Annotated in this window: 20 protein-coding genes and 1 riboswitch; of the genes, 6 read left to right on the top strand and 14 right to left on the bottom strand. The window is 66.2% G+C overall.

From position 1 onward, the window contains the following. Positions 1-96 precede the first annotated feature (96 nt). A complete protein-coding gene (locus CIK75_RS01185) occupies positions 97-1095 on the bottom strand; it encodes a DMT family transporter (RefSeq protein ID WP_086994741.1) in 999 nt (332 codons plus the stop codon). Between the two features lie 59 nt (positions 1096-1154). Between CIK75_RS01185 and CIK75_RS01180 the strand changes: the two genes are divergently transcribed. Continuing rightward, positions 1155-1382 carry an RNA-binding S4 domain-containing protein gene (locus CIK75_RS01180; RefSeq protein WP_086994744.1) on the top strand — a complete coding sequence of 76 codons (228 nt, stop codon included), beginning with the start codon at positions 1155-1157 and terminating at the stop codon, positions 1380-1382. 21 nt (positions 1383-1403) lie between these two features. Here the strand turns inward: CIK75_RS01180 and CIK75_RS01175 are convergent, their stop codons facing one another. Then, positions 1404-2048, bottom strand: a complete 645-nt coding sequence (locus CIK75_RS01175) for a dienelactone hydrolase family protein (protein ID WP_086994747.1) — start codon at positions 2046-2048, stop codon at positions 1404-1406. Positions 2049-2254: 206 nt separating this feature from the next. Here CIK75_RS01175 and CIK75_RS01170 point away from each other — a divergent pair, with 206 nt between their 5' ends. Continuing rightward, positions 2255-3055 (top strand): SGNH/GDSL hydrolase family protein, encoded by an 801-nt coding sequence (locus tag CIK75_RS01170; RefSeq protein WP_086994750.1) that lies wholly within the window; start codon positions 2255-2257, stop codon positions 3053-3055. A gap of 18 nt (positions 3056-3073) precedes the next feature. On the opposite strand, the gene CIK75_RS01165 is transcribed toward CIK75_RS01170, so the two are convergent. Together CIK75_RS01165 and CIK75_RS01160 are read right to left on the bottom strand one after the other, a co-directional pair. Continuing rightward, a complete protein-coding gene (locus CIK75_RS01165; protein ID WP_241895216.1) occupies positions 3074-4216 on the bottom strand; it encodes a homoserine O-acetyltransferase in 1143 nt (380 codons plus the stop codon). A 50-nt stretch (positions 4217-4266) separates the two neighbouring features. After that, on the bottom strand, positions 4267-5628 hold the full coding sequence (locus CIK75_RS01160; protein ID WP_096222973.1) for a bifunctional o-acetylhomoserine/o-acetylserine sulfhydrylase: 1362 nt from the start codon (positions 5626-5628) through the stop codon (positions 4267-4269). A gap of 68 nt (positions 5629-5696) precedes the next feature. After that, positions 5697-5813: riboswitch (SAM riboswitch) on the bottom strand. 207 nt (positions 5814-6020) lie between these two features. Between CIK75_RS01160 and CIK75_RS01155 the strand changes: the two genes are divergently transcribed. Beyond that, the gene (locus tag CIK75_RS01155; RefSeq protein WP_086994755.1) at positions 6021-6665 is read left to right on the top strand and encodes a VOC family protein; all 645 of its coding nucleotides are present in this window, start codon (positions 6021-6023) and stop codon (positions 6663-6665) included. 78 nt (positions 6666-6743) lie between these two features. Here the strand turns inward: CIK75_RS01155 and CIK75_RS01150 are convergent, their stop codons facing one another. The 9 genes from CIK75_RS01150 to CIK75_RS01115 are packed head-to-tail and all read right to left on the bottom strand — an operon-like array spanning position 6744 to position 15441. Next, the gene (locus CIK75_RS01150; RefSeq protein ID WP_241895183.1) at positions 6744-7595 is read right to left on the bottom strand and encodes a GDSL-type esterase/lipase family protein; all 852 of its coding nucleotides are present in this window, start codon (positions 7593-7595) and stop codon (positions 6744-6746) included. A gap of 30 nt (positions 7596-7625) precedes the next feature. Then, a complete protein-coding gene (locus tag CIK75_RS16445; protein ID WP_241895180.1) occupies positions 7626-7904 on the bottom strand; it encodes a hypothetical protein in 279 nt (92 codons plus the stop codon). After that, positions 7901-8488, bottom strand: coding sequence for a TetR/AcrR family transcriptional regulator (locus tag CIK75_RS01145; protein ID WP_096222972.1), 588 nt, complete (start codon positions 8486-8488; stop codon positions 7901-7903). The genes CIK75_RS16445 and CIK75_RS01145 overlap by 4 nt, the downstream gene beginning before the upstream one ends. Before the next feature lie 55 nt (positions 8489-8543). Further along, positions 8544-9287: a CPBP family intramembrane glutamic endopeptidase gene (locus tag CIK75_RS01140; protein WP_096222971.1), complete on the bottom strand. Its 744-nt coding sequence runs from the start codon at positions 9285-9287 to the stop codon at positions 8544-8546. Between the two features lie 9 nt (positions 9288-9296). Further along, a complete protein-coding gene (gene hutI / locus CIK75_RS01135) occupies positions 9297-10517 on the bottom strand; it encodes an imidazolonepropionase (RefSeq protein WP_086994767.1) in 1221 nt (406 codons plus the stop codon). Further along, a complete protein-coding gene (locus tag CIK75_RS01130; RefSeq protein WP_096222970.1) occupies positions 10514-11758 on the bottom strand; it encodes a formimidoylglutamate deiminase in 1245 nt (414 codons plus the stop codon). Before CIK75_RS01130 ends, hutI begins: the two co-directional genes overlap by 4 nt. Continuing rightward, positions 11755-13032, bottom strand: a complete 1278-nt coding sequence (locus CIK75_RS01125; RefSeq protein ID WP_096222969.1) for an allantoate amidohydrolase — start codon at positions 13030-13032, stop codon at positions 11755-11757. Before CIK75_RS01125 ends, CIK75_RS01130 begins: the two co-directional genes overlap by 4 nt. Position 13033: 1 nt before the next feature. Further along, complete coding sequence (locus tag CIK75_RS01120; RefSeq protein WP_096222968.1) at positions 13034-14728, bottom strand: urocanate hydratase; 1695 nt, start codon at positions 14726-14728, stop codon at positions 13034-13036. Further along, positions 14725-15441, bottom strand: a complete 717-nt coding sequence (locus tag CIK75_RS01115; protein WP_086994779.1) for an IclR family transcriptional regulator — start codon at positions 15439-15441, stop codon at positions 14725-14727. Before CIK75_RS01115 ends, CIK75_RS01120 begins: the two co-directional genes overlap by 4 nt. Positions 15442-15587: 146 nt before the next feature. On the opposite strand from CIK75_RS01115, the gene hutH reads away from it, so the two are divergent. Beyond that, entirely contained in the window at positions 15588-17150 is a 1563-nt protein-coding gene (gene hutH, locus CIK75_RS01110) for a histidine ammonia-lyase (protein ID WP_086994782.1), read from the top strand. A 31-nt stretch (positions 17151-17181) separates the two neighbouring features. Continuing rightward, a complete protein-coding gene (locus tag CIK75_RS01105; RefSeq protein ID WP_096222967.1) occupies positions 17182-17787 on the top strand; it encodes a HutD family protein in 606 nt (201 codons plus the stop codon). Here CIK75_RS01105 and CIK75_RS01100 read toward each other — a convergent pair. Further along, on the bottom strand, positions 17784-18281 hold the full coding sequence (locus CIK75_RS01100) for a MarR family transcriptional regulator (protein WP_143413230.1): 498 nt from the start codon (positions 18279-18281) through the stop codon (positions 17784-17786). The two genes, CIK75_RS01105 and CIK75_RS01100, sit on opposite strands and share 4 nt — an antisense overlap. Before the next feature lie 85 nt (positions 18282-18366). Between CIK75_RS01100 and CIK75_RS01095 the strand changes: the two genes are divergently transcribed. Beyond that, the gene (locus CIK75_RS01095) at positions 18367-21639 is read left to right on the top strand and encodes an efflux RND transporter permease subunit (RefSeq protein ID WP_158225845.1); all 3273 of its coding nucleotides are present in this window, start codon (positions 18367-18369) and stop codon (positions 21637-21639) included. The last annotated feature ends 48 nt before the right edge of the window (positions 21640-21687 follow it).

The following is a 21687-nucleotide window of genomic DNA, read 5'->3' as shown; positions in this document are numbered from 1 at the left end:
ACTCCAATGGTTTACGAGGCCGCTGGTTGCGGTCCGTAGCGGGGTAACAATATCGGCCAAGCCTAACGTGATCGCCGTGTCGACCGGCAATTTCCACTAGCGGCGGGCGCTCGCCGGACGTGGCCAACGTCCAGCCGGAATGCTAGCCAGACCGACGGCGGCCAGGGTCAACAAAGTGCCCAGGACGGTGGCCACGGCAACGATGGTGCCGGGGGCAGGCAGGATCAGGTCGATGGCCAGCGAGCCGATCAGTTGTCCGGCGATCATGCATAATCCGGAGATCAGTACGCCCAACGATTTGACCAGCAGGGCACCGATGGCGATGAATACGCAGCCGAAGACCCCGCCGGTATACAGCCACCATTGGGGAGGGAACACCACCTGGGCTTCGGCACCGATGGAGCTGATACCCCACAGGATGAACAGGGCGGTTCCACCGACGAGGAAGTTGACCAGCGTGGCGGTGATGGGGGTGCCATAGGCGGCGGTCTGGGTCCCATTCATGGCTTGTTGGAATCCCATGAACAGTCCTGCACTGAACGGCAGGAGCACCGGCACCAGCCAGGAGAGCCCCTGGGTCGAGGATTCCAGCCGGGGTGAAACCGCCCACAGTACGGCGATGATCATGAGCACGGCTCCGGCCATCCGCCGGGCGGTGATGAAGCGTTTGCCGCCGGGGCCGAAACCGACCCGGTCGACCATCAGCCCGCTCATGGTCTGCCCGGTCACGATGGCCACGGTGAACAGTGCGACACCGATCAAGGGCACCGCATGGCTCTGCCCGAAGACGATGTACCCGCCGCTGAGCCCTGCCAGTAGGTACCAGCGAGGAAATTCGCGTCCTGCAACGGCCCGGCGCATGGCCGCCAACCCGGCACGTCCCCGCGGCAGCAGGACCGAGGTCAGCAGCATGACCACGGTGCCACCGGCGAAACTGATGGCCGCTGCGGCGTTGGCGTCCCCCATCCGTTCGGCCAGCCCACCGTTGATCCTGCCTTGGATGGGCATCATCAGTCCGCCGATGATGGCCAGGACCAGCCCGGCCCAGATCGGGAGGTGACGGGCGGTGGTCCTCGGAGCGGTCACTGGGTTCATCGCTGGTCATGCTATCCCCGCGGTGGCGGTCGAGCATGCTCGTGACGCAAGATGGACTCATGACAGCAGCTCAGCCCCAGCCCATCAGCATCCGCGACGAGTCCATCCGTTTGGGGCAGCTGCTCAAGCTGGCGAATCTGGCCGAAGACGGTTTCCATGCCAAGGAACTCATCGAGAACGGGATGGTGAAGGTCAACGGCGAGATCGAGACTCGCCGAGGTCGGCAGCTGCGGATCGGCGACGTCGTCGGGCTCGGCGACGAGTCAGTGGTCGTGGACGCCGAATAGCTCAGCGGCCGGCGCTATGCCCTAGGCCAGGAGGTGGTGGCTCAGGAATTCGCTCACATGTTTCATCTCCGGCTCCGAAACACTGTGGGCCATTCCGGCATAGAGCATCTTGGTCAGGTCGGTGTGTTCCCCCGCCCAGTTCAGGGTGAAGTCGATCTTGGCTTCGGTGATCACCGGGTCTGCCTGGCCGCGCCCCCAGAACATCGGCTTTCGTTCCGCCTTCGTGGCCTCGTCGTCGAAGAATTCGTGCCCGTTGGCTTGGATCGCAAATCCGGAAAGCCCGACGACGGCGTCGATTTCCTGCGGGCGGTGGCGCAGGACCGAGGTCGCCACGGCCATTCCCATGGAGAAGCCCAAGAGCGTCACCGAGGAGTGCTCTTCCTTCACCTCGTCCAGCCACGCCCACACCTGTTGTACCGATTCCACGACCCGCTCCAGCGAGTAGTCCAGATCTTCCATCAGCGGGAACCACGTGTAGCCCGGGCCCATGGCGTACGGGGCGCGGACCGAGGCCAGGGTGAATTCCTCCGGCAACATCGGGGCCAGGCCGATCAGGTCCTTCTCGTGGGAGAGATACCCGTGGAAGAGGACCAGCAGAGGTGTCCCCGCTCGTTCGGACTCGGGACGGGACCAGGCAACGACGGGCCGGGGCAAAGTGTCAGTCATGCGGCCATTGAATCATGTGCGACCCTCCGCCAACAGGACGCTGCCCGCTGCCCGGCGCGTCTTCCCGGCACCGTCTCGGGGTGGCGAACTCGGGCGCCCAGTGAAACACTGTACCCGTGAGTAACCTCGATTCTTCCTCCACACCCCAGCTGTCAGTCCCCCCGCTTTCGGCCACCGGCGAGGCGCCCCGGCATCCGTGGCGTCGCATGGTCTCCCTGGGCGATTCCTTTACCGAGGGCATCGGGGATCCGGATCCGCAAAGCCCCGGCGGACACCGGGGCTGGGCCGACCGTATGGCCGAGCAGCTCAGCCGGGAGGTGGAAGACTTCGCCTACGCCAACCTCGCGATCCGTGGGCGGCTTCTCGATCAGATCCATGAAGAACAACTCGAACCCGCCTTGGCTCTGCAACCGGACCTGATCACCATCTGTGCCGGCGGCAACGATGTGCTGCGCCCCGGAGGCGATCCCGATGCTCTGGCGGTGATCATGGACCGGTTCATCGGCGAACTCTCGGCGACCGGGGCCACGCTCCTGCTCTTCAACGGTCCCGATATCGGCGAAACACCGGTCTTGGGGTCGATGCGCGGCCGTGTGGCGATCTATAACGAGAATTTGCGGGCGATCGGCGCCCGCCATGACGCGGTCATCGCCGATATGTGGGCCATGCGCGAGCTTCACGAAGCACGGATGTGGGCTCCCGACCGTTTGCACTTCTCGCCCCTGGGCCACCACACCATCGCGATGATGGCCCTCAACGCCTTGAACGTTGAGCACGAACTCACGGCGTTGGAGCCCAGCCCTTCGGAGCCCAAACCGTGGCGGGTGGCCCGGCGTGAGGATCTGGTCTGGGCGCGCACGCATTTGGCCCCGTGGGTGTTGCGGCGGCTACGGCACCAATCCAGCGGTGACGGAATCACTGCCAAACGGCCGCAGGCCATGCCCTTCTCCACGGGCGGGACCACCCGCGGTGTGGGCGCCGGCGACCCGCGCAACGAAGCGGACTAGCCCTTCGGCCCGGGCCCCTCAGGCGTAGAAACCCGAACGCAGCACATGATTCAACTGTTCGATATCGGTCAGGAAGCCATCGTGGCCGATCGGTGAATGGATGTACTGGACCTGCGGTTTTCCCGGCAGCGCTGCTGCCAGCCGTTCGGACTGGTGGGGACCGTAGAGCCGGTCGCTGTCGACGGCGGCGACCAGGAATTCCACCCCGTCGCTCCGGCGCAAGGCCGCTTCGACTCCGCCCCTCCCCCGTCCGACGTCGTGCCCCACCAACGCTTCGGTGAGCACCATATAGGAGTTGGCGTCGAATCGGGTCACCAGTTTTCCTGCCTGATGGTCCAGATAGCTTTCAACCTGGTAGCGGCCCCGGGCGAAGCCGGGACTGCCGAAGGGGTCCTCGTCGCCCTGGCCTTCGTGCCCGAAACGGATTTCCAGCTCCGGTTCGGAACGGTAGGTGATATGCGCCAACCGACGGGCGATTCCCAGCCCCGTCAGAGGTCCGCTGCCGCTGCCGCGCGGCAGGGTGCCGATGGCGTCGATCGATCCTGCCAAGGACACCGATCCGTAGAAGTCCCCGCCGTTGAAGTCGGGGTCCAGGCGGATGGCCTGGGTCTGGATCTGTCCGAACGCGACCTGTTCGGCCGAGGCCACGGCGGTCGCCGCGATCACGGCGCACCGGGCCACCCGTTCGGGGTATTCCACGGCCCATTCCAGCGCCCGCGCCCCGCCGAGGGAACCGCCCAGGACGGAATGCCAGCGCGTAATGCCCAAGTAGTCGGCCAGCCGGGCCTCGGTACGCACCGAGTCCCGCACCGTGGTGAACGGGAAACGCGAGCCCCAGGCGCGCCCGTCGGGGTCCAGGCTGGAAGGTCCGCTGGAGCCGTAGCAGCCGCCCACCATATTCGGCGCCACGACGAAAAACCTGTCGGTGTCGATCGTCTTGCCGGGCCCGACGAGGCCTTCCCACCAGCCTTCTTCCTGACTATGACCGCGGGAGACATGGGTGTCCCCCGTGAGGGCATGGAGCAGGAGCACCGCGTTGGATGCCTGGGCGTCGAGGGTACCCCAGGTTTCATAGCCGATCGTGACCTCGGGCAGCCAGCCTCCGGTGTCGAACCGGTAGCCGCCGATGGGCAGGCATTTGAGGATCCCGTCGCGGATCAGCGGCGTTCCGGGGGCCCGACGTCGTTCCCTCACGTCACCAACGCCCTGACTCACCGGACTGCCTGGACTTCCGGGACGTCCCCGGCGGCGACATCTGCGGCTGCGGCGGCGGCAGCGAAACCGATCTCAAGGTCCGCGATGATGTCGTCGATATATTCGATGCCCACCGAGAGCCGCACCAGTCCGGAGCTCACCCCTGCTGCCGCGCGTTCGGGCTCGGAGAGCTGGGAGTGGGTGGTGGAGGCCGGGTGGATCACCAGGGAGCGCACATCGCCGATATTCGCGACATTGGAGTGCAATTCCAGTCCGTCGACGAAGGCCCGACCTGCCGGCTCACCACCGGCGATCTCAAAGGCCAGGACCGCTCCGACGCCCCGCGGAGCGTATTTGCGGCCCAGTTCGTACCAGGGGCTGGAGGGCAGACCGGCGAAGGCCACGGAATCGACCTGGCCGTGGGCCTCGAGCCATTCGGCGACTTTTTGCGCGTTCTCCACATGGCGTTCCATGCGCAGGCTCAGGGTTTCCAGACCCTGGGCGATGAGGAACGCGTTGAACGGGGACACCGCAGAACCCAGATCGCGCAGGAGCTGGACGCGCGCCTTGAGGATGAACGCCAGGTTCGCCCCCAGGGCACCGCCGACCCCGAGATCCCGGGCGAAAACCAGCCCGTTGTAGGACTCGTCGGGAGTGTTGAATTCCGGGAAGCGCTCCGGGTCTGCCGCGAAGTCGAAGTTGCCCGAATCCACGATGACCCCGGCGACGGAGGTTCCGTGTCCGCCCAGGTACTTCGTGGCCGAGTGCACCACGATATCGGCACCGAATTCGATGGGACGGACCAGGTACGGAGTAGCCAAGGTGTTGTCCACGATCAGCGGTACCCCCACCTCGTGGGCCACCGCGCTGACGCCCTCGACATCGAGCACGTCCTGGCGTGGGTTGGAAACGACTTCCCCGAAAAAGGCCTTCGTCCCGGGCTTCACGGCGGCCCGCCAGGAGTCCAGGCTGTCAGAGTCCTCCACGAAAGTGACCTCGATGCCCAAACGCTTCAGGGTGTGCTTGAACAGGTTCTGTGTTCCCCCGTAGAGGCTGGGGCTGGCCACGATATGGTCGCCGGCCCCTGCGAGGTTGAGGATCGAGAGCGTGGTCGCCGCCTGGCCTGAGGCCAGTAGCAGCGCTCCGACACCACCTTCGAGGTCGGCGATCCGCGTTTCGACGGCTTCCTGGGTCGGGTTGCCGATGCGGGTGTAGATCGGTTCGAGTTCCTTCAGCGCGAAGCGTGCTGCGGCACTCTCGGCACTGGGGAAGACATACGACGTCGTCTGGTAGATCGGCAGCGCCCGGGCTCCGGTGGTGGGATCCGGAGCCTGACCGGCGTGGACCTGACGAGTTTCAAAAGACCATGATGCAGACATTTCTGTCCCCTTCTACGACTCAGGGGCCCCTGTTCCACGGCGGTACCCGGGAGGGTATGCCGGGAGGTGACCCGCGCTTGTCCGTTCTCCTGGTGGAGGCGAACCTGGTCTTCACCCGGGGCACCCCACCGCGAGTGGAGGGTTGCCGGCCAGCAAACCGGGGTTTCGCGCTGGCACTCATGACCTGCCACCAGTGTTCTAGATCGGGCCTGACCCCGCAACAAATTCGCACCAATATGACCGCAGTGCGCAACATTCGCCGTCGTCCCCCACTTTTTCCTGTGCGCGGCTGGCCCTTTCCGGGCCTCGAGACGGTCGTCACATAAAACGATAAATAGTGACTTAGGCAACCCTAAGTCGAGACGCACCTCACAAAGTGCGATCATGAAGCCATGATGAGGTTGGATCACGTTTCATACGCATGTGGACCAGACGGGTTGGCCGCAACGGCCGCCCGTGTCGGCAAGACTCTGGGGATCGAGTCCGTCAAGGGAGGCATTCATCCCCGCTTCGGGACCAGGAACGTTATTTTCCCGTTGAAGAACACCCAATACCTGGAAGTGGTGGAAGTCCTGGACCACCCGTCCTCGGATAAGGCGCCGTTCGGGCAGGCCGTCCGTGCCCGCTCGGAGATGGGTGGCGGTTGGATGGGCTGGTGCGTCGCCGTTGACGATCTGGCACCGTTCGAGGAGCGTCTGGGCCGGTCATCGGTCCCGGGCAACCGCAAATTCCCTGACGGTCAGGAACTGACGTGGCAGCAAATCGGGATCAAGGGTCTGATCGCCGACCCGCAGGTGCCGTATATGCTGCGCTGGGATACCGGCACCGAGGACCTGCACCCCTCCCGGGCCCTGGAACCCCAGGGCAGCATCTCGGGTATTTCCATTGCCGGCTCGGTGGAACGGGTCAGGGAATGGCTGGGCACCCCCTCGGAGTCGCCGCTCGGCGAAGTCGAGGTCCAGTGGGAGGCCCCCAACGGCACTCCGGGCATCATGTCGGTGACTTTTGAGACCCCTTCGGGGACGATCACCCTCTAAACCGGTGACCGACCACAACACCGAACGACGGCGGCCCGCGAGCCGCCGTCGTTTTCGTGTTGTGGGTGCCGTCTGTGTTCAGTGGCGCGGGGCCGCCGCAAAGGGGCCGTTGACGCTGAACGCATAATCGGCGAAGCGATCGCCGATCAGCTGATGCGTTGCGGCGTCGGGGTGCAGGTTGTCCGGCGGCGGCAGGTCGTTTTCATCCGAGGCCCCATACAGGCCCAGCCCGTCGAGGAAGTACAGATTCCGGTCTTCCTCCCGGTGCTCCATGAGTGAGCGCATCTCGCGGCGGATGACTTCCAAGGTCAGCCGTCCCGCCGATTCATCCCCTGGGGTCCCCGTCGCGGTGAACTTGACCTGGCTCGTCCCCAGGCTCTCCGGGGCGATCGCGCCGGGGCCTGAAGTGCTTTCGTGGATCGGGCAGAAGATCGGGGAGATCAGTACGATCGGCGTGGTGGGATGCCCGTCGCGGATCGTGTCCAGGAATCCGTGGATGGCCGGGACCAACGCCCGCACGCGCATCGCATCGGTGTTCACGATGTTGATGCCGAAGTTCAGGCTGACCAGATCCGCCGGGGTATCGCGGATCACCCGCGCCATGAACGGGTCCACGATACTGCTGCCCCCTAACCCGAGGTTGCGTAGCTCCACGCCTCCGCGCCGGGCTGCCACGGCGGGCCAGATCCCCGCGGGTGCCGCGGCGTTCGAGCCCTGGCTGATGGAGCTGCCGTGGTGGACCCAGAGCGGACGGTCGGGCTCGATGGGCTGCAGCGGGGCGTCGGAGCGCAGGCCGATCAGCTCGAGGGCCTCGTTATGGGGCAACCAGATCTCCACGCGTTTCTGCCCCGCGGGCAGTCCGTGAAGCACGGTGGTGTGGGAGGGGCCGGGGACCTGCTCGACCGCGCCGGTGGCTAGGTCTACTTCCATGGCGTCCCCGCCCTCGAGCGGTTCGATGCTTCAGGGCTGGTCATCGATGAGGACCTGCAGGCAGCCGCGTGGCCGGTCTGCTCCGCGGTAGACCACCCGACTCGGATGTGTTTCCAACGCCATCTGGGTGGCCTCCGTCGTGAAGGTCAGCCGAACCCCCGAGGGCTGGACCTCCATGGACAGCAATTGTGGGTCGGGGTATTGCGTCCGCACCCAGGTCGGCAGGCGATGTGGCGTGAGGCCGCGCGGGGTTTCTTCGAGTTCGGAGATGCCCCGGACGAGGTCTGCGGTGATGTCGGTAGTGATCATGAGTGCTCCTGCTCTGATGTGGTGGGCCAGCTGGCCAAGGCGCGGTCGAGGGCGTCCAGGGCGCGGGACCACGACCTGCGGGTCTGCTCGTCGCGGTGTTCGAAGGAGGAAGCCCGGTCCAGGGCCAAGAACCCGTTGACCGTGGCGCCCATGAAGCGGGTCGCGTGCACCAGTTCGGTCTCCGGCAGGCGGTAGCCGCGAAGCACCGAGAAGGTGAGGTCAACGAGGCGGATGGCCCCCGCGGATCGGGCGGTCTTCGGTGTGGCAGGCCGCGCCAGGACGGCCCATCTGCCGGGGTGCTGCCCGGCGAAGTCGCGCTGGGCTTCGCCCAGACCGACGAGCGCCTCGTAACCGGAGCGCCCAGCAATCCCCGCGGCCACCGCCTCAGCCACCTCGCCGAGGACGAGTTCGTGCAACCCGTCCAGCAGGGCTGCCAGATCCTTGACGTGCGAGTAGAGGCTGGCGGGGCGGACGCCCACCTCCCGGGCCAACGCCGAGACCGTGATGGCCTCGAAGCCATCCCGGTCAGCCAGCTCGGCGGCTGCCTGGACCACTGCTGCGTAATGAAGGGGTGCCCGTTTCATGCACCAAACCTACACCCTGTAGGTGTTTACCTACAACCTGTAGGCGTTGGGGCGGCTAGGTTCCCAGCCCGATCGCCGAGCCGATGAGCGAATACCCCACGAAACCGGCGATATCGAGCAGCGCATGGGCGATGACCAACGGCATGACCCGGCCCGTCCGGGTATAGATCCACCCGAAGACCACCCCCATGATGGCGTTCCCCAGAAACGGGCCGAACCCCTGATACAGGTGGTAGCTTCCGCGGACCACGGCGCTGGTGAGGATGATCGGCCAGATCCCCCCACCGAGTTTCCGCAGCCGGTCGAAGAGGTACCCGATCATGATCGTCTCCTCCAGGATGCCGTGCCGGATGGCCGAGAGCAGAAGCACAGGGATCGTCCACCAATACGGTTCCAACGCTTCGGGGACGATGGCAGTGGTCACCCCCAGGGCCCTGCCCAGCGCGTAGACACCCAGCGTGCCGACCCCCATCAGCACAAAAAGTCCCACCCCCTGCCAGGAGTCCTTCCCCGGACGGCGCAGGTCGAACCCCAGGCGACGGAACCCATTGCTGCCGGCGAGATGGAAGAGGTAGAACACCAAGGCGACCGGCACCAGGGCGAACATGATGTCCATCAGTTGGTACGTCAGGTCAAAGTACTGCCGATTGCTGAGCGAATTATTCAGTGTGGTCGTTTGTGAGCCCAACGGGCCGCGGCTGAGCTTATCGATCAGCGAAACGATGGCGTAGATGGCTGACTGCCCCAGTGAGAGCCCCATGACGATCAGGATTTCCGGCCAGAGGCTCTTGGTACGCATGGGTGAATACTAGGCCAGTGGCGCGGAGCCGACGGCGATGCGATCCACCCGTTCTCCCGCCCGCCAGACGGCGCCGGTCAGCGGCATACCGGGCCGGTAAGCCAGGTGGGCCGAGGACGGCGCGTTGAGCAGCTGCAGATCCGCCCTTTTGCCGACCTCGATGCTGCCCACCTGATCCTGCACCCCCAAGGCCAGTGCTCCGCCCATGGTCGCTGCCCGCAGGGCCTCGGTCAGCGACAAACGCATCTGGAGCACAGCCGTGGAAACGCAGAACGCCATCGAGCTGGTGTAGCTGGTCCCCGGGTTGCAATTGGAGGCCAGGGCGATCTGGACTCCGGCGTCAAGCAGTCGGCGGCCATCGGCCAGGGGCTGCCGGGTCGAGAGGTCACAGGCGGGCAGGCAGGTGGCCACCGTCCCGGCTTCCCCGGTTCCGGTTTCGGCATCCCAGCCGCTCCAGGATCCGGCGAGCGCCGCGACATCTGCGTCGTCGAGGTAGTTCACATGGTCCACACTGGCGGCACCGAATTCCACGGCCAGCCGCACCCCCGGTCCGGGGCCAAGTTGATTGCCGTGGACCCGCAGGCCCAGGCCCGCATCACGGCAGGCGGTGAGGACCCTGCGGGATTGCTCTTCGGTGAAGGCCCCGCGCTCGCAGAACACATCGGCCCATTTCACATAGGGGCGCACGGCGGAGAGCATGTCCCCACAGACCAGATCCGTGTACTCCTCGCCGTCGGCCCCCGGAGGCACCAGATGGGCCCCCAGATAGGTGACCTGGTCGACAATGGTGGAAGCGATACGCGCGTGGCGGGTTTCCTCGGTGACATCCAGGCCATAGCCGGTCTTGGTCTCCAGGTAGGTGGTCCCCCCGGCGTTGGCTTCGGCCACCCGACCCATCAGCAGGCGGGTCAGTTCGTAGTCGGTGGCGGCCCGGGTTGCTTCCATGGTCACGCTGATCCCGCCGGCGGCGTAGTCCTGCCCGGCCATCCTCGCCTCGAATTCGGCGGCCCGGTCACCGGCGAACATCAGGTGGGTATGCGAATCCACCCAGCCCGGTAGCGCTGCCCGCCCTCCGGCGTCGTACACGGTATCCGTTGCCGGCGCCTGCCGGGGATGCCCGATCCAGGCAATACGCCCGCGGTCCAGGACCACGGCGGCACCGGCCAAAACGCGGGCGTCGGGGTCCAGTGTGGTCAGTTCTCCGATATTGGTCACCAAGGTGGCGCTCATGCGAACTCCCGATGCTCGTGGGTGAAGGTCAGGAACAAGGCGGCAGGATCGCCCAGCCGGGCGTGTATCCCGTTCCGGGCGACCTCGACGCCGTTGATGACCACAGCGTGGACGTCGGCGGCGGTGGCCGTCAAGGGCAGTTGGGCGACGCGGCTGCCGGCGGTACGCAGACTGTGGGCGTTTACGAGGATGTGGTCGTCGTTTTCGGGCAGGGACAGGCTGCGCAGTCCCCCGGCCCGCGATGCGGTGGCCAGCTCGGTCGGGGAGAAACGCCCCCGGATGCCGGTCCGCAGGCGTTCGCCGTATTCGAGGGCACGCATCTCCAGATAGGGGTCGACGACGGCGTGTTGGTCGGTGCCCAGGGCGATGGTCGCCCCGGCATCGGCCAGTTCGCGGGCCGGACCGATGCCGTCGGCCAGATCCGCCTCGGTGGTCGGGCACATCACGATCGAGCAGCCGGTTCCGCCCAGCGCGGCGATATCGGCTTCGGTGAGGTGGGTCGCGTGCACCGCCGACAGGTGCGGCCCCAACAACCCCTGCCCGGCCAACAGGCCGGTGGGGCTCATCCCGTGGGCTGCCCAACAACTCTGGTTCTCTGCGGGCTGTTCGGAAAGATGTACATGCAGCGGCTCCCCCGGTGCCAGCGCCGCGGCAAGGACCCGCAGTGCCGGGACCGGCACGGCACGCACCGAATGGATGGCGGCACCCAGGCAGACCAGTCCGGCGCCCTCTGCCTCGGTGGCGGGCTCCTCGGCGGCCAGTGCCTCCCGCAGGGCGGTATGCCGCTCCACCCACCCGGTGGCGTCGCCGTCGGAGAATCGCCGTTGGGTGGGGTTGAGTTCCAGCGGGTTCCCCGCGGCATCGAGTCCGCCGGAGAGGTAGCAGGTGTCCAGCAGGACCAACCGGATTCCTGCGGCTCGGGCTGCCCGGGCGAGGGCCCGTTCCATCTCATGGTCGGGGTAGGGCGCCCCGTCGGGGCCGTGGTGCAGGTAGTGGAATTCGCCGACGGCGGTGAACCCGGTGACCACCATTTCCGCGAACACCGCGGTGGCCAATTGTTCGTAGCCGGCAGGGTCCAGCCGTTCGGCGGCGGCATACATTTGTTCACGCCAGGTCCAGAAGTCCCCTGCCCCGCCGGCCGTCCCCTCGTGGGTGCGTCCACGCAGGATGCGGTGGAAGGCATGGGAATGCGCATTGACCGGCCCCGGGACCCGCACCAGGGTCTCCTCGTTCGCGCTCACAGCAGGTCCTCCAGGGTGTCGGCCAGGGCCGCGGTGCCTGCGCTCGCGTCCTCGTCCTCGACGTACTCCTCGGGCGAATGGCTGATGCCCGAGGGGTTGCGCACGAAGAGCATCCCGGTGGGGACCTCGGCAGCGAGGATCCCGGCGTCGTGCCCGGCGCCGGTGGAGAGCGCCGGCGCTCCGGGGGTGCTGCGTTGCACCGAGTTCTGCAGGGTCCGGGTGAGCGTGGCGTCGAAGTGCACGGTGCCGGAAGAGGATTCCTCGGTCATGGTCACCGAGCAGCCTTCGAAGGCGGCGATCTTCTGGGCCTGGCCATGGATCCGCTCGACCAGGGACCCGGTGATCGCATCGTCGGGGTGGCGCACATCCATCCAGAAGTCGATCCGGGAGGCGATGACGTTGGTCCCGCCGGGGATTGGTTCCAACCGTCCGACGGTGGCGCGGGCATCAGACTGGCCGGCCGCTGTCTTGCGGACGGCCAACACCATCTGGGCGGCGGCGACCATCGGGTCGGCACGGTCGGTCATCAACGTGGTTCCCGCGTGGTTCCCCTGTCCAGAAACGGAGAACCGCCAGCGCCCGTGCCCGAGGATCGAGGAGGCCACGGCCACCGCGGGCCCGCGTCCTGCGGCATCGGTATGGTCCTCGCCGTTGAGCCCCAGGCCCTGCTCGACGTGTAATTCGACGAAGTCGCCGATCCGGGCCAGTGCCTTCTCGTCGCGCCCCATGGCCGCGGGGTCCAACCCCTGGGCCTTCGAGGCGTCGGCGAAGGTGGTGCCCGAAGCGTCGCGTAGGTTCAGTGCCCGCGTCGGTTCGATGGCCCCGGTCAATAACCGGGACCCCAGACAGGCGACCCCGAAGGCGGAACCTTCCTCTTCGGGGAACACGGCGATGGCCATGGCGCGGTTGCGCTGCAGGTCCCCCGCCGCCTCGCGGGCAGCCAGGATGTCATGGGCTGCCAGCGCCGCGGCGACCCCGAGCGGGCCGTCGAAGGCCCCGCCACCGGGGACCGAGTCCAGATGCGAGCCGGTGACCAGGGCACCACGACGTGGTTCGGCGGAGCTGGGGCCGGGCAGGTCCCACCAGGCCCAGATGATGCCGTTGTGATCGCGTTCGACGGCGAGCCCGCGGCGGCTGGCCTCGGTGGTGAACCATTCGCGCAGTTCCAGTTCGGGGGTGGAGTAGACCGGGCGGGTGTAACCACCGCGGCGACGGTCGCGTCCGGTGTCTGCGATGGCTGCCATCAGTGAGTTGACGGTGCTGTTCTGGCTCATGCTATTCCGCCATCGGGATGCGCACGCCGCGTTCGGCAGCGACCTCGGACGCACGGTCGTAGCCGGCGTCGACGTGGCGGATGACACCCATGCCCGGGTCGTTGGTCAGCAATGCTTCGAGTTTGGCGGCGGCCAGTTCGGTGCCGTCGGCGACGGAGACCTGACCGGCGTGGATGGAGCGCCCGATGCCGACACCACCACCGTGGTGGATGGAAACCCACGTGGCGCCCGAGGATGCTGCGGTCAGGGCGTTGAGCAGCGGCCAGTCGGCGATGGCGTCGGAGCCGTCGGCCATGGCTTCGGTTTCGCGGTAGGGGCTGGCCACCGAGCCGGCGTCGAGGTGGTCGCGGCCGATGACGATGGGCGCTGAGACCTTGCCTTCGGCGACGAGGCGGTTGAACAGCAGGCCGGCCTTGGCGCGGTCTCCGTAGCCGAGCCAGCAGATGCGCGCGGGCAGGCCTTCGAATTCGACATGTTCAGCGGCGGCGTCAAGCCAGCGGTGCAGGTGGGCGTTGTCCGGGAAGAGTTCCTTCAACGCCTCGTCGGTGACGCGGATGTCCTCGGGATCCCCGGAGAGGGCAACCCAACGGAACGGGCCCAGCCCCTCGCAGAAGAGCGGGCGGATGTAGGCCGGAACGAAACCGGGGAAGGCGAAGGCCCGGGCGAAGCCACCCTGGCGGGCCTCGTCGCGGATGGAGTTGCCGTAGTCGAAGACCTCGGCGCCGGCGTCCTGGAAGCCGACCATCGCCTCCACCTGGGCTGCCATGGATTCCTGGGCCTTCTTGGTGAAACCGATCGGGTCGGCCTGCGCCTCGGCGTCCCACTGGTCCAGGGTGTGTTCCACCGGCAGGTAGGACAGCGGGTCGTGGGCGGAGGTCTGGTCGGTGACGATATCGACCGTGATGTCCCCTGACTGGTGGCGGCGCAGCAGTTCGGGGAAGACGTCCGCTGCGTTGCCGACGTAGCCCACGGAGAGCGCACGCTTTTCGGCCTTGGCGGTCAGGACCTTGGCCAGCGCGGTGTCGAGATCGGTTTCGACCTCGTCGAGGTAGCGTTTGCCTTCGCGGCGGCGCAGGCGTTCCTCGGAGACATCGACGATCAGGCAAGCGCCGCCATTGAGCGTCACGGCCAGGGGCTGGGCCCCGCCCATGCCTCCGCAGCCGCCGGTGAGCGTCAGCGTTCCGGCCAGTGTGCCGTCCTCGTCACCGGTGAGCTTGCGCGCGATGGCGCCGAAGGTCTCGTAGGTGCCCTGCAGGATGCCCTGGGTACCGATGTAGATCCAGGAACCGGCGGTCATTTGCCCGTACATCATCAGGCCTTCGGCCTCCAGCTTGCGGAACTCGGGCCAGGTGGCCCAGTCCCCGACCAGGTTCGAGTTGGCGATCAACACGCGTGGGGCCCACTTATTGGTGGTGAACACGCCGACGGGCTTTCCTGACTGGACCAACAGGGTCTCGTTGTCCTCCAGGGTCTCCAGGGTGCGGGTGATCGCGTCGTAGGCTTCCCAGGAGCGTGCTGCCCGCCCCGTGCCTCCGTAGACCACCAGGTCCTCGGGCCGTTCGGCGACCTCGGGGTCCAGGTTGTTCATCAGCATGCGCAGCGGCGCCTCGGTCTGCCATGACTTGGCGGTGAGCTGGGTTCCGCGGGAGGCACGGATGCTGCGGGAGGGATCGTGTTGGGTGAATGACTGGCTCATGCCGTCTGCTCCTTGCTGCCGGCGTCTTCGCCGGCTTCGGTATCAAGTTGGTGGGTGGTGAGGACGGTGTGGGCTTCGGCAGCGACTTGGCGGCCGATCTGGGCGATCAGGTCGGCGTCCATCCGGTACGACGGCGCAATCACCGACAGCGCGGCGATGACCCGTGTTTCGTCGCCGCGGCCCACGGTGATGGGGGCGGCGATCGCCGTCACGTCCTTTTCGACGCCGCGGTCCACGACGACGTACCCGGTAGCAGGGGTCTTGCCCTTCAGGACTGCGCCGACAGCACTGCCCTCGAGCGGAACACTGCGTCCGACCCAGGAGGTATGACGCACCGAATGTGTCCCTTCCTCCACGGCGATGTAGATGCTGTGTTGGGCGGCCGTACCGCCCACCGAGGGGACGCTGAGGTAGGCGGACTCCCCCGTGGCGGCCACCAGATGGCGGAGGGATTCCATGGCCAGCGAGACCAGGGATTCGTGGCTCAGCGCCTGCGCGCCGAGTTGGACGATCCGCATTCCCGGCCGGTAACCGGCTTCTGGTTCACGGCGGACGAACCCGCTGGATTCCAACGTGCGCAGCAACCGCAGGGCAGTGGATGCCGAGAGCCCGGTCTGCCGGGCGGCCTCGGCAAGGCTGATATGCCCTGCCTCGCAGACGGAACCGAGCAGGTGCAAGGCCCGCTCCACCGTGCGGGTGGACGGTTCGGCCATATCTCCTCCTATTTCGCTACCCCGAGATGGTTTCGACAGTCGGCTGTCTTGCCACCAGACAAAATTTACGTTTCACTTATTGAAACGTGAATATCACCACTTGGCAAGCCTTCTGGCCGGGAGGCACCCAACGAGAGGAATACCCCATGGCAGAGAACATCAGCCTGAGCCCAGCGCCGCTGGCGCCGCAGGACGTCGTGCAGGTCGCCCGCCATGACGCCCGGGTGGAGATCTCCGAGGAATCGTTATCCGCCATGGCCGCATCACGTCGGGTGATCGACGCACTGGTCACCGATACGCGACCGCATTACGGGGTTTCCACCGGCTTCGGCGCCTTGGCCACCAAGCAGATCCCTGTTGAGTTGCGCGCCCAGTTGCAGCGCTCCTTGATCCGCTCCCATGCCGCCTCCTCCGGCGCCGAGGTCGATCGTGAGGTCGTGCGCGGCCTGATGCTCAATCGCCTGCACACCATGACCACCGGACGCACCGGAGTGCGTCCGGAGGTCGCCAGCGCCTACGCCGCGGTGCTCAATGCCGGAATCACCCCGATCGTCGGAGAATACGGTTCGCTGGGCTGCTCCGGGGATCTGGCTCCGCTGTCCCACTGCGCCTTGGCCGTGATGGGCGAGGGCAAGGTCCGCAATGCCGCCGGCGAGCTCGTCGAAGCCGCCGAGGCACTGGCCGCGGCGGGCATCGAACCGGTCGTCTTGGCCGAAAAGGAAGGCCTGGCGCTGATCAACGGCACCGACGGAATGCTGGGCATGCTGTTGATGGCCGCCGAGGATCTGCACCGCCTGGTCGCCACCGCCGATTTATCCGCAGCGATGAGCATCGAGGGCCTGCTGGGCACCGATGATGTCTTCGCCCCCGATCTACATGCCCTGCGCCCGCATCCGGGGCAGATCGCCTCCGCGGCAAATATGCGTGCCGTGCTCTCGGGGTCAACGCTCATTGCCGAGCAGAAGGAAGGTTCACACGCCTTCACCCGAGTACAGGACGCCTATTCACTGCGTTGCGCACCGCAGGTCCATGGCGCCGTGCGTGCCACCCTGGCCCACGCCGAATCCGTGGCGGAATTGGAGCTGGCCTCGGCCATCGACAACCCGGTGGTCACCACCGACGGCCGGGTGGAGTCCAACGGCAACTTCCATGGGGCCCCGGTCGGCTACGTCCTGGACTTCCTGGCCATCGCCGTGGCCGATCTGGCCTCCATTTCGGAGCGCCGGACCGATAGGTTCCTGGACAAATCCCGCAGCCACGGCCTCAACGCCTTCCTGGCCGATGATCCGGGGGTGGACTCGGGCCACATGATCGCCCAGTACACCCAGGCCGGCATCGTTTCCGAGCTCAAGCGTCTGGCAGTACCGGCGTCGGTGGACTCGATTCCGAGCTCGGCCATGCAGGAAGACCACGTGTCGATGGGTTGGGCTGCCGGTCTGAAGCTGCGCCGCTCGATCGATGGGTTGCAGCGCGTGCTGGCCGTGGAGCTGCTCACCAGCGCCCGCGCCCTGGACATGCGCGATGGCGGACTGGCCACCGGCAAGTCCTCCCCCATCGTCACCGCGGTGCGTCGGGCGATCCGCGAGGTCGTCGACGGTCCGGGGACCGACAGGTACCTGGCCCCCGAGATCGAGGCCGTGCACACGCTGGTCGCCGACGGTACGCTGCTGGCGGCAGCCAACGGTGCAGCCACCTCGGCGCTACAGTAGGCGCCACACCCCTTAACGTCAGGATCCGTGCATGAACATCCCCGCTCCCGCCCACGTCATCCGTTTCGCGTCGCTGACCCCGGAACGCTGGCGCAATGGCGGGGGCACCACGGTGGAAATCGCCCGTTCGGCAGCACCGCCGGAACCTGGCGCGGAGGCCGTGGCGTCCGGCCCCGACTGGCAGTGGCGCATCAGCATCGCCGACGTGGCCCGGGAGGGCGAGTTCTCCGCCTTCCCGGGCTGCGAACGGATTCTGACCGTCATCGACGGTGAGTTCATGCTGCTCACCGTCGACGGCGTCGAGCAGGGACTACAGAAGTACCGGCCGTTCCGTTTTGATGGCGGCGCCCAGACCGGCGCCACCTTGCCTGAGGGGCCGATCAGGGACCTCAATTTGATCACCGGGCCCAGCCACCGGGGCCACGTGGTCATCCTGGAGCTTTCGAAGAAACGCCCGCACCCGGTTTTCGGGGACCAGCATGCGGTCTTCCTCCAGGGCAACGCGGCAGTATCTGCCGGCCCAGAGGCCGAACCCCTGGGGCTCGAACGGCTCGATACCGTGATCGGCAACGACACGGCTCCTCCTGAGATCTCCGGACGAGGCTTCCTCGCCGTCGTTTCCCACGACCTGGCCTAGACCGTTGCGGTCGGTGTGCCGTCCTCGACGAGGGCGACTGCCGCGAGGGCTTCGAGCCCCTGGACGAGGGCCCGCAGATCGGCGACCGCCAGCCGGGCCATCGCCGCCTTGCGATACCGATCGGCGTCGATGATCACCGCTTGGAGCATCTCCCGACCATGGTCGGTGGCCACCAGACGACGTGAGCGGCCATCGCGTTCATCGGGGAACCGTTCCACGACTCCCTGACTGACCAACCGGTCCACGATCCCCGATACCGTCGCCAGCGACACGTGAAGAACTTCGGAAATACGCTGGGACGTGGCATCACCATTGGCGGTGATCACCACCGCCGCGGCCTTGAGCTGCTGAACGGTCAGGGGCAGGGAGAGCAGCGCCTCCAGGGAGGCGTCACGAAGCATTCGATCAGCACTCGACTCCAGTGCCTCGATGCGTTCCATCAACGCTTCGCGCTCGCCCATGCCCCTCATTTCGTCGTCGTCCACAGTAGCCACCCAGTAAATGCTTAGCCACAAGCTATGCTTATTTGGTTACAGCTTATCGGCTGATCTTCCCCGCTGCCTGCCGAAGGATCCCCTCGTGCACCATCTCGCCCGCCTCAGCCTCGCCAACAGGGCTGTCGTCGCGCTCCTGACGCTCATCATTGCCGTGGCCGGTTTCGTTTCGATGGGTTCACTCAAGCAGGAGCTGATCCCGCCGATCAGCATCCCTCAGACGACGATCCTAACCACCGCCGTGGGGTCCAGCCCTGAGTTGATCGACGAGCAGATCAGTCTGCCGCTCTCCCAAGCAGTCAAGGGTGTCAGTGGAGTCGAAACCGTTTCTGCCACCTCGGCTCCGTCGGTGTCCACCATCACGGTGGCCACCGAATACGGTTTGGACCAGGACAAGGTCGAATCGAGTCTGCGTGAGGCCGTCGCCTCCGTCTCCTCGAAGCTCCCCGAGGGTGCCGACCCCGAGATCCTGGCTGGCAGCACCTCAGATATTCCCGTGGTCATGTTGACTGCTTCCTCCGATGCCTCCGCCGAAAGCCTCAGCCATAGCCTGGAAACAGCCGTCCTGCCCGAGATCCAGAGCATTGAAGGGGTCCGTGACGTCCAGCTCAGCGGCGAGACGAAACAGCGGATCACGATCGATCCCGACGCCAAAAAACTGGCTGCCGCCGGTCTTGGACAGCAGGCCATCTCCTCCGCCCTGAAGGCCAATGGAACGACCCTTCCCGCGGGCACCATCATCGAGGACGACCAATCCGTTTCGGTCCAGGCCGGCAACGCCATCGAATCCCTCGACGCCCTCAAGTCACTGCCCCTGCTGCCCCCCAGCCCGGCCGCAGGTGCCGATGGCGCTCCGGGACAGGGCGCCCCCGGTCAGGCGGACCAGGGCCAGGACGCTCCGGGCCAGGACTCGGATGCCGCAGCGGGCCAAGCCCCTGCCGCCCCCGCGGCCCCCGCCAGCGGGCCACTGAAGACCATTGGCGATGTCGCTTCGGTAAAGGTGACCAACGAGAAGCAAACATCCATCACCCGGACCAACGGCGAACCCAGCCTCTCCGTCCAGGTCACCGCGCTGCCAGATGCCGACATCGTGTCCATCTCCCATGCTGTCAATGACAAGCTCGACGGCTTCAAGGATGCCTTGGGCGCAGGTGCAGCCATCACCCCGATCTTTGATCAGGCCCCGTTCATCGAGCAGTCGATCAACCATCTGGCCATCGAGGGCCTGTTGGGATTGGCCTTCGCGGTGATCGTCATCCTCGTCTTCCTGCTCTCCGTGCGTTCGACACTGGTCACAGCGATTTCGATCCCGATCTCGGTCCTGGTCACCTTCATTGGGCTTAACGTGGGCGGCTATTCGCTGAACATGCTCACCCTGGGCGCCTTGACCATTGCCATCGGTCGCGTGGTCGACGACTCGATCGTGGTCATCGAGAACATCAAACGGCATCTGGGCTATGGGGAAGAAAAACGCCAAGCCATCCTGACAGCGGTGAAGGAGGTTGCCGGGGCGATCACCGCATCGACGCTGACCACGATCATGGTCTTCCTCCCTATCGCCTTGGTCGGCGATGTGGTGGGGGAACTGTTCAGGCCCTTCGCCCTCACCGTCGCCATCGCGATGCTCTCCTCGCTGTTCGTGGCACTGACCATCGTCCCGATCCTGGCCTACTGGTTCATGCGCCAACCGCAGCATGACGTCGACCCGGCCGAGGTTCGCGCCGCTTCCGAGGTCAAGGAGCGCAAAAGCCGGCTACAGCGCGGGTACCTCCCGATCCTGCGCGGCACCCAGCGCCACCCGGTCTGGACGCTGGTCGGTGCCGTGATGATCCTGGTCCTGACCGCAGGCATTCTGCCCCTATTGAAGGTCGACTTCCTGGGCAGCACCGGCCAAAACAGCCTGCAGGTCACCCAGCAGTTCAAGACCGGCGCCGATCTGAAGACGATCAGCACCCAGGCCCAGGCCACCGAAGAAGCCCTGATGGATTCCGAGGGTGTCCAAAGCGTCCTGCTGACCGCGGGAGTGGGCGGGGAAGGCCTAGCCGCCATGCTCGGAGGAGGTGCCAGTTCGGCGTCCTACACGGTGAACACCGACCCCGATGGCGACCAGAGCGACATCAGCGCGAATATCCAAAAACGTCTGGCTGATCTGCCCGACGGCAAGGACATCTCAGTTGGTGAGGCAGCTGCCTACGGAAGCAGCACGGTGGACGTCATCGTCAAGGCTCACGACGATAAGTCGGCACTGACCCAGGCCTCGGGCCAGGTGCTCTCCGCCCTCAAGGACACCCCGCACTCCACGGATATCGCCAGCGACCTTGCGACGGACCAGCCCACGATCGAGGTCGTGGTGGACCGCACCAAGGCCGCGCAGGCCGGGCTGACCGAAATGCAGGTCTCAGGGATCGTGGCCTCCGCAGCCAATCCGCAGGCGGTGGACAGCATCAGGATCGACGGCAAGGACCTCTCCGTCTACGTCGACAGCGGCTCTTCGGTCGCCTCGCTGAAGGAACTCAAGAACTCCCCGGTCCCCAGCGCCTCGGGGATGAAGAAGCTCTCGGAACTCGCAGATATCAAACCCACCAGCGTGCCTTCCTCGGTCAGCCGGCAAGGTGGCCAACTCGTCGCCACGGTCTCGCTGACCCCCGATGAGGGCGAACTGGGAGCGGTGACCTCAGCGGTCACTGACTCGTTGGATGGCATCGACCTGCCGCCGGGGGCCTCGGTGGAAATCGGCGGTGTCAGCGCGCAGCAGACGGATTCGTTCAAGCAGCTGGGGTTGGCCATGCTGGTCGCCATTGCGATCGTCTACTTGCTGATGGTGGCCGAGTTCAGGTCCCTGCTGCAACCGCTGATCCTGTTGGTGTCGATTCCGTTTGCCGCGACCGGGGCGATCCTGCTCATGCTCGTCTCCGGCAAACCGCTGGGTGTGGCCTCGATGATCGGTTTGCTGATGCTCATCGGCATTGTGGTCACCAACGCGATCGTGCTCATCGACCTGGTCAATCAATACCGGCGTCAGGGCCAGAGTGTCCAGGACGCCGTCGTCAATGGTGCCCGGCAGCGGCTGCGTCCGATCCTGATGACCGCTCTGGCGACGATCTTCGCCCTCACGCCGATGGCCTTGGGCGTGACCGGTTCCAGCGGGTTCATCTCCCAAGACTTGGCCATCGTGGTCATCGGCGGATTGGTCTCCTCCACGGCCCTGACGTTGGTTCTGGTGCCGGTGCTATACCAACTGGTCGAAGGTCGGCTCGAGAAACGTGAACAGCGCAAGGCCGGGACGTCCAAGCCGCAGGGGGCCCATGCGGCACCGGTGGAGCCTGACCTGCCGTCGAATACTGCCACGCACGGCTAAGCCGGCAACGGTTCCTCGCGGCCGACGGAAGAGATCGATCTTCCATTG

It is taken from the genome of Glutamicibacter sp. BW78, from assembly GCF_002332245.1.
Classification (GTDB): Bacteria; Actinomycetota; Actinomycetes; order Actinomycetales; family Micrococcaceae; genus Arthrobacter_H; species Arthrobacter_H rhombi_A.
This window is presented reverse-complemented; position numbering and strand designations above follow the sequence as displayed.

Coding starts and splice junctions, on each gene's coding strand:
- CIK75_RS01155 (WP_086994755.1), top strand. CDS start 6,021: ATGATGAGGTTGGATCACGTTTCATACGCATGTGGACCAGACGGGTTG.
- CIK75_RS01150 (WP_241895183.1), bottom strand. CDS start 7,595: ATGGAAGTAGACCTAGCCACCGGCGCGGTCGAGCAGGTCCCCGGCCCC.
- hutH (WP_086994782.1), top strand. CDS start 15,588: ATGGCAGAGAACATCAGCCTGAGCCCAGCGCCGCTGGCGCCGCAGGAC.
- CIK75_RS01185 (WP_086994741.1), bottom strand. CDS start 1,095: ATGAACCCAGTGACCGCTCCGAGGACCACCGCCCGTCACCTCCCGATC.
- CIK75_RS01105 (WP_096222967.1), top strand. CDS start 17,182: ATGAACATCCCCGCTCCCGCCCACGTCATCCGTTTCGCGTCGCTGACC.
- hutI (WP_086994767.1), bottom strand. CDS start 10,517: ATGAGCGCCACCTTGGTGACCAATATCGGAGAACTGACCACACTGGAC.
- CIK75_RS01140 (WP_096222971.1), bottom strand. CDS start 9,287: ATGCGTACCAAGAGCCTCTGGCCGGAAATCCTGATCGTCATGGGGCTC.
- CIK75_RS01175 (WP_086994747.1), bottom strand. CDS start 2,048: ATGACTGACACTTTGCCCCGGCCCGTCGTTGCCTGGTCCCGTCCCGAG.
- CIK75_RS01180 (WP_086994744.1), top strand. CDS start 1,155: ATGACAGCAGCTCAGCCCCAGCCCATCAGCATCCGCGACGAGTCCATC.
- CIK75_RS01170 (WP_086994750.1), top strand. CDS start 2,255: ATGGTCTCCCTGGGCGATTCCTTTACCGAGGGCATCGGGGATCCGGAT.
- CIK75_RS16445 (WP_241895180.1), bottom strand. CDS start 7,904: ATGATCACTACCGACATCACCGCAGACCTCGTCCGGGGCATCTCCGAA.
- CIK75_RS01160 (WP_096222973.1), bottom strand. CDS start 5,628: ATGTCTGCATCATGGTCTTTTGAAACTCGTCAGGTCCACGCCGGTCAG.
- CIK75_RS01145 (WP_096222972.1), bottom strand. CDS start 8,488: ATGAAACGGGCACCCCTTCATTACGCAGCAGTGGTCCAGGCAGCCGCC.
- CIK75_RS01120 (WP_096222968.1), bottom strand. CDS start 14,728: ATGAGCCAGTCATTCACCCAACACGATCCCTCCCGCAGCATCCGTGCC.
- CIK75_RS01125 (WP_096222969.1), bottom strand. CDS start 13,032: ATGAGCCAGAACAGCACCGTCAACTCACTGATGGCAGCCATCGCAGAC.
- CIK75_RS01115 (WP_086994779.1), bottom strand. CDS start 15,441: ATGGCCGAACCGTCCACCCGCACGGTGGAGCGGGCCTTGCACCTGCTC.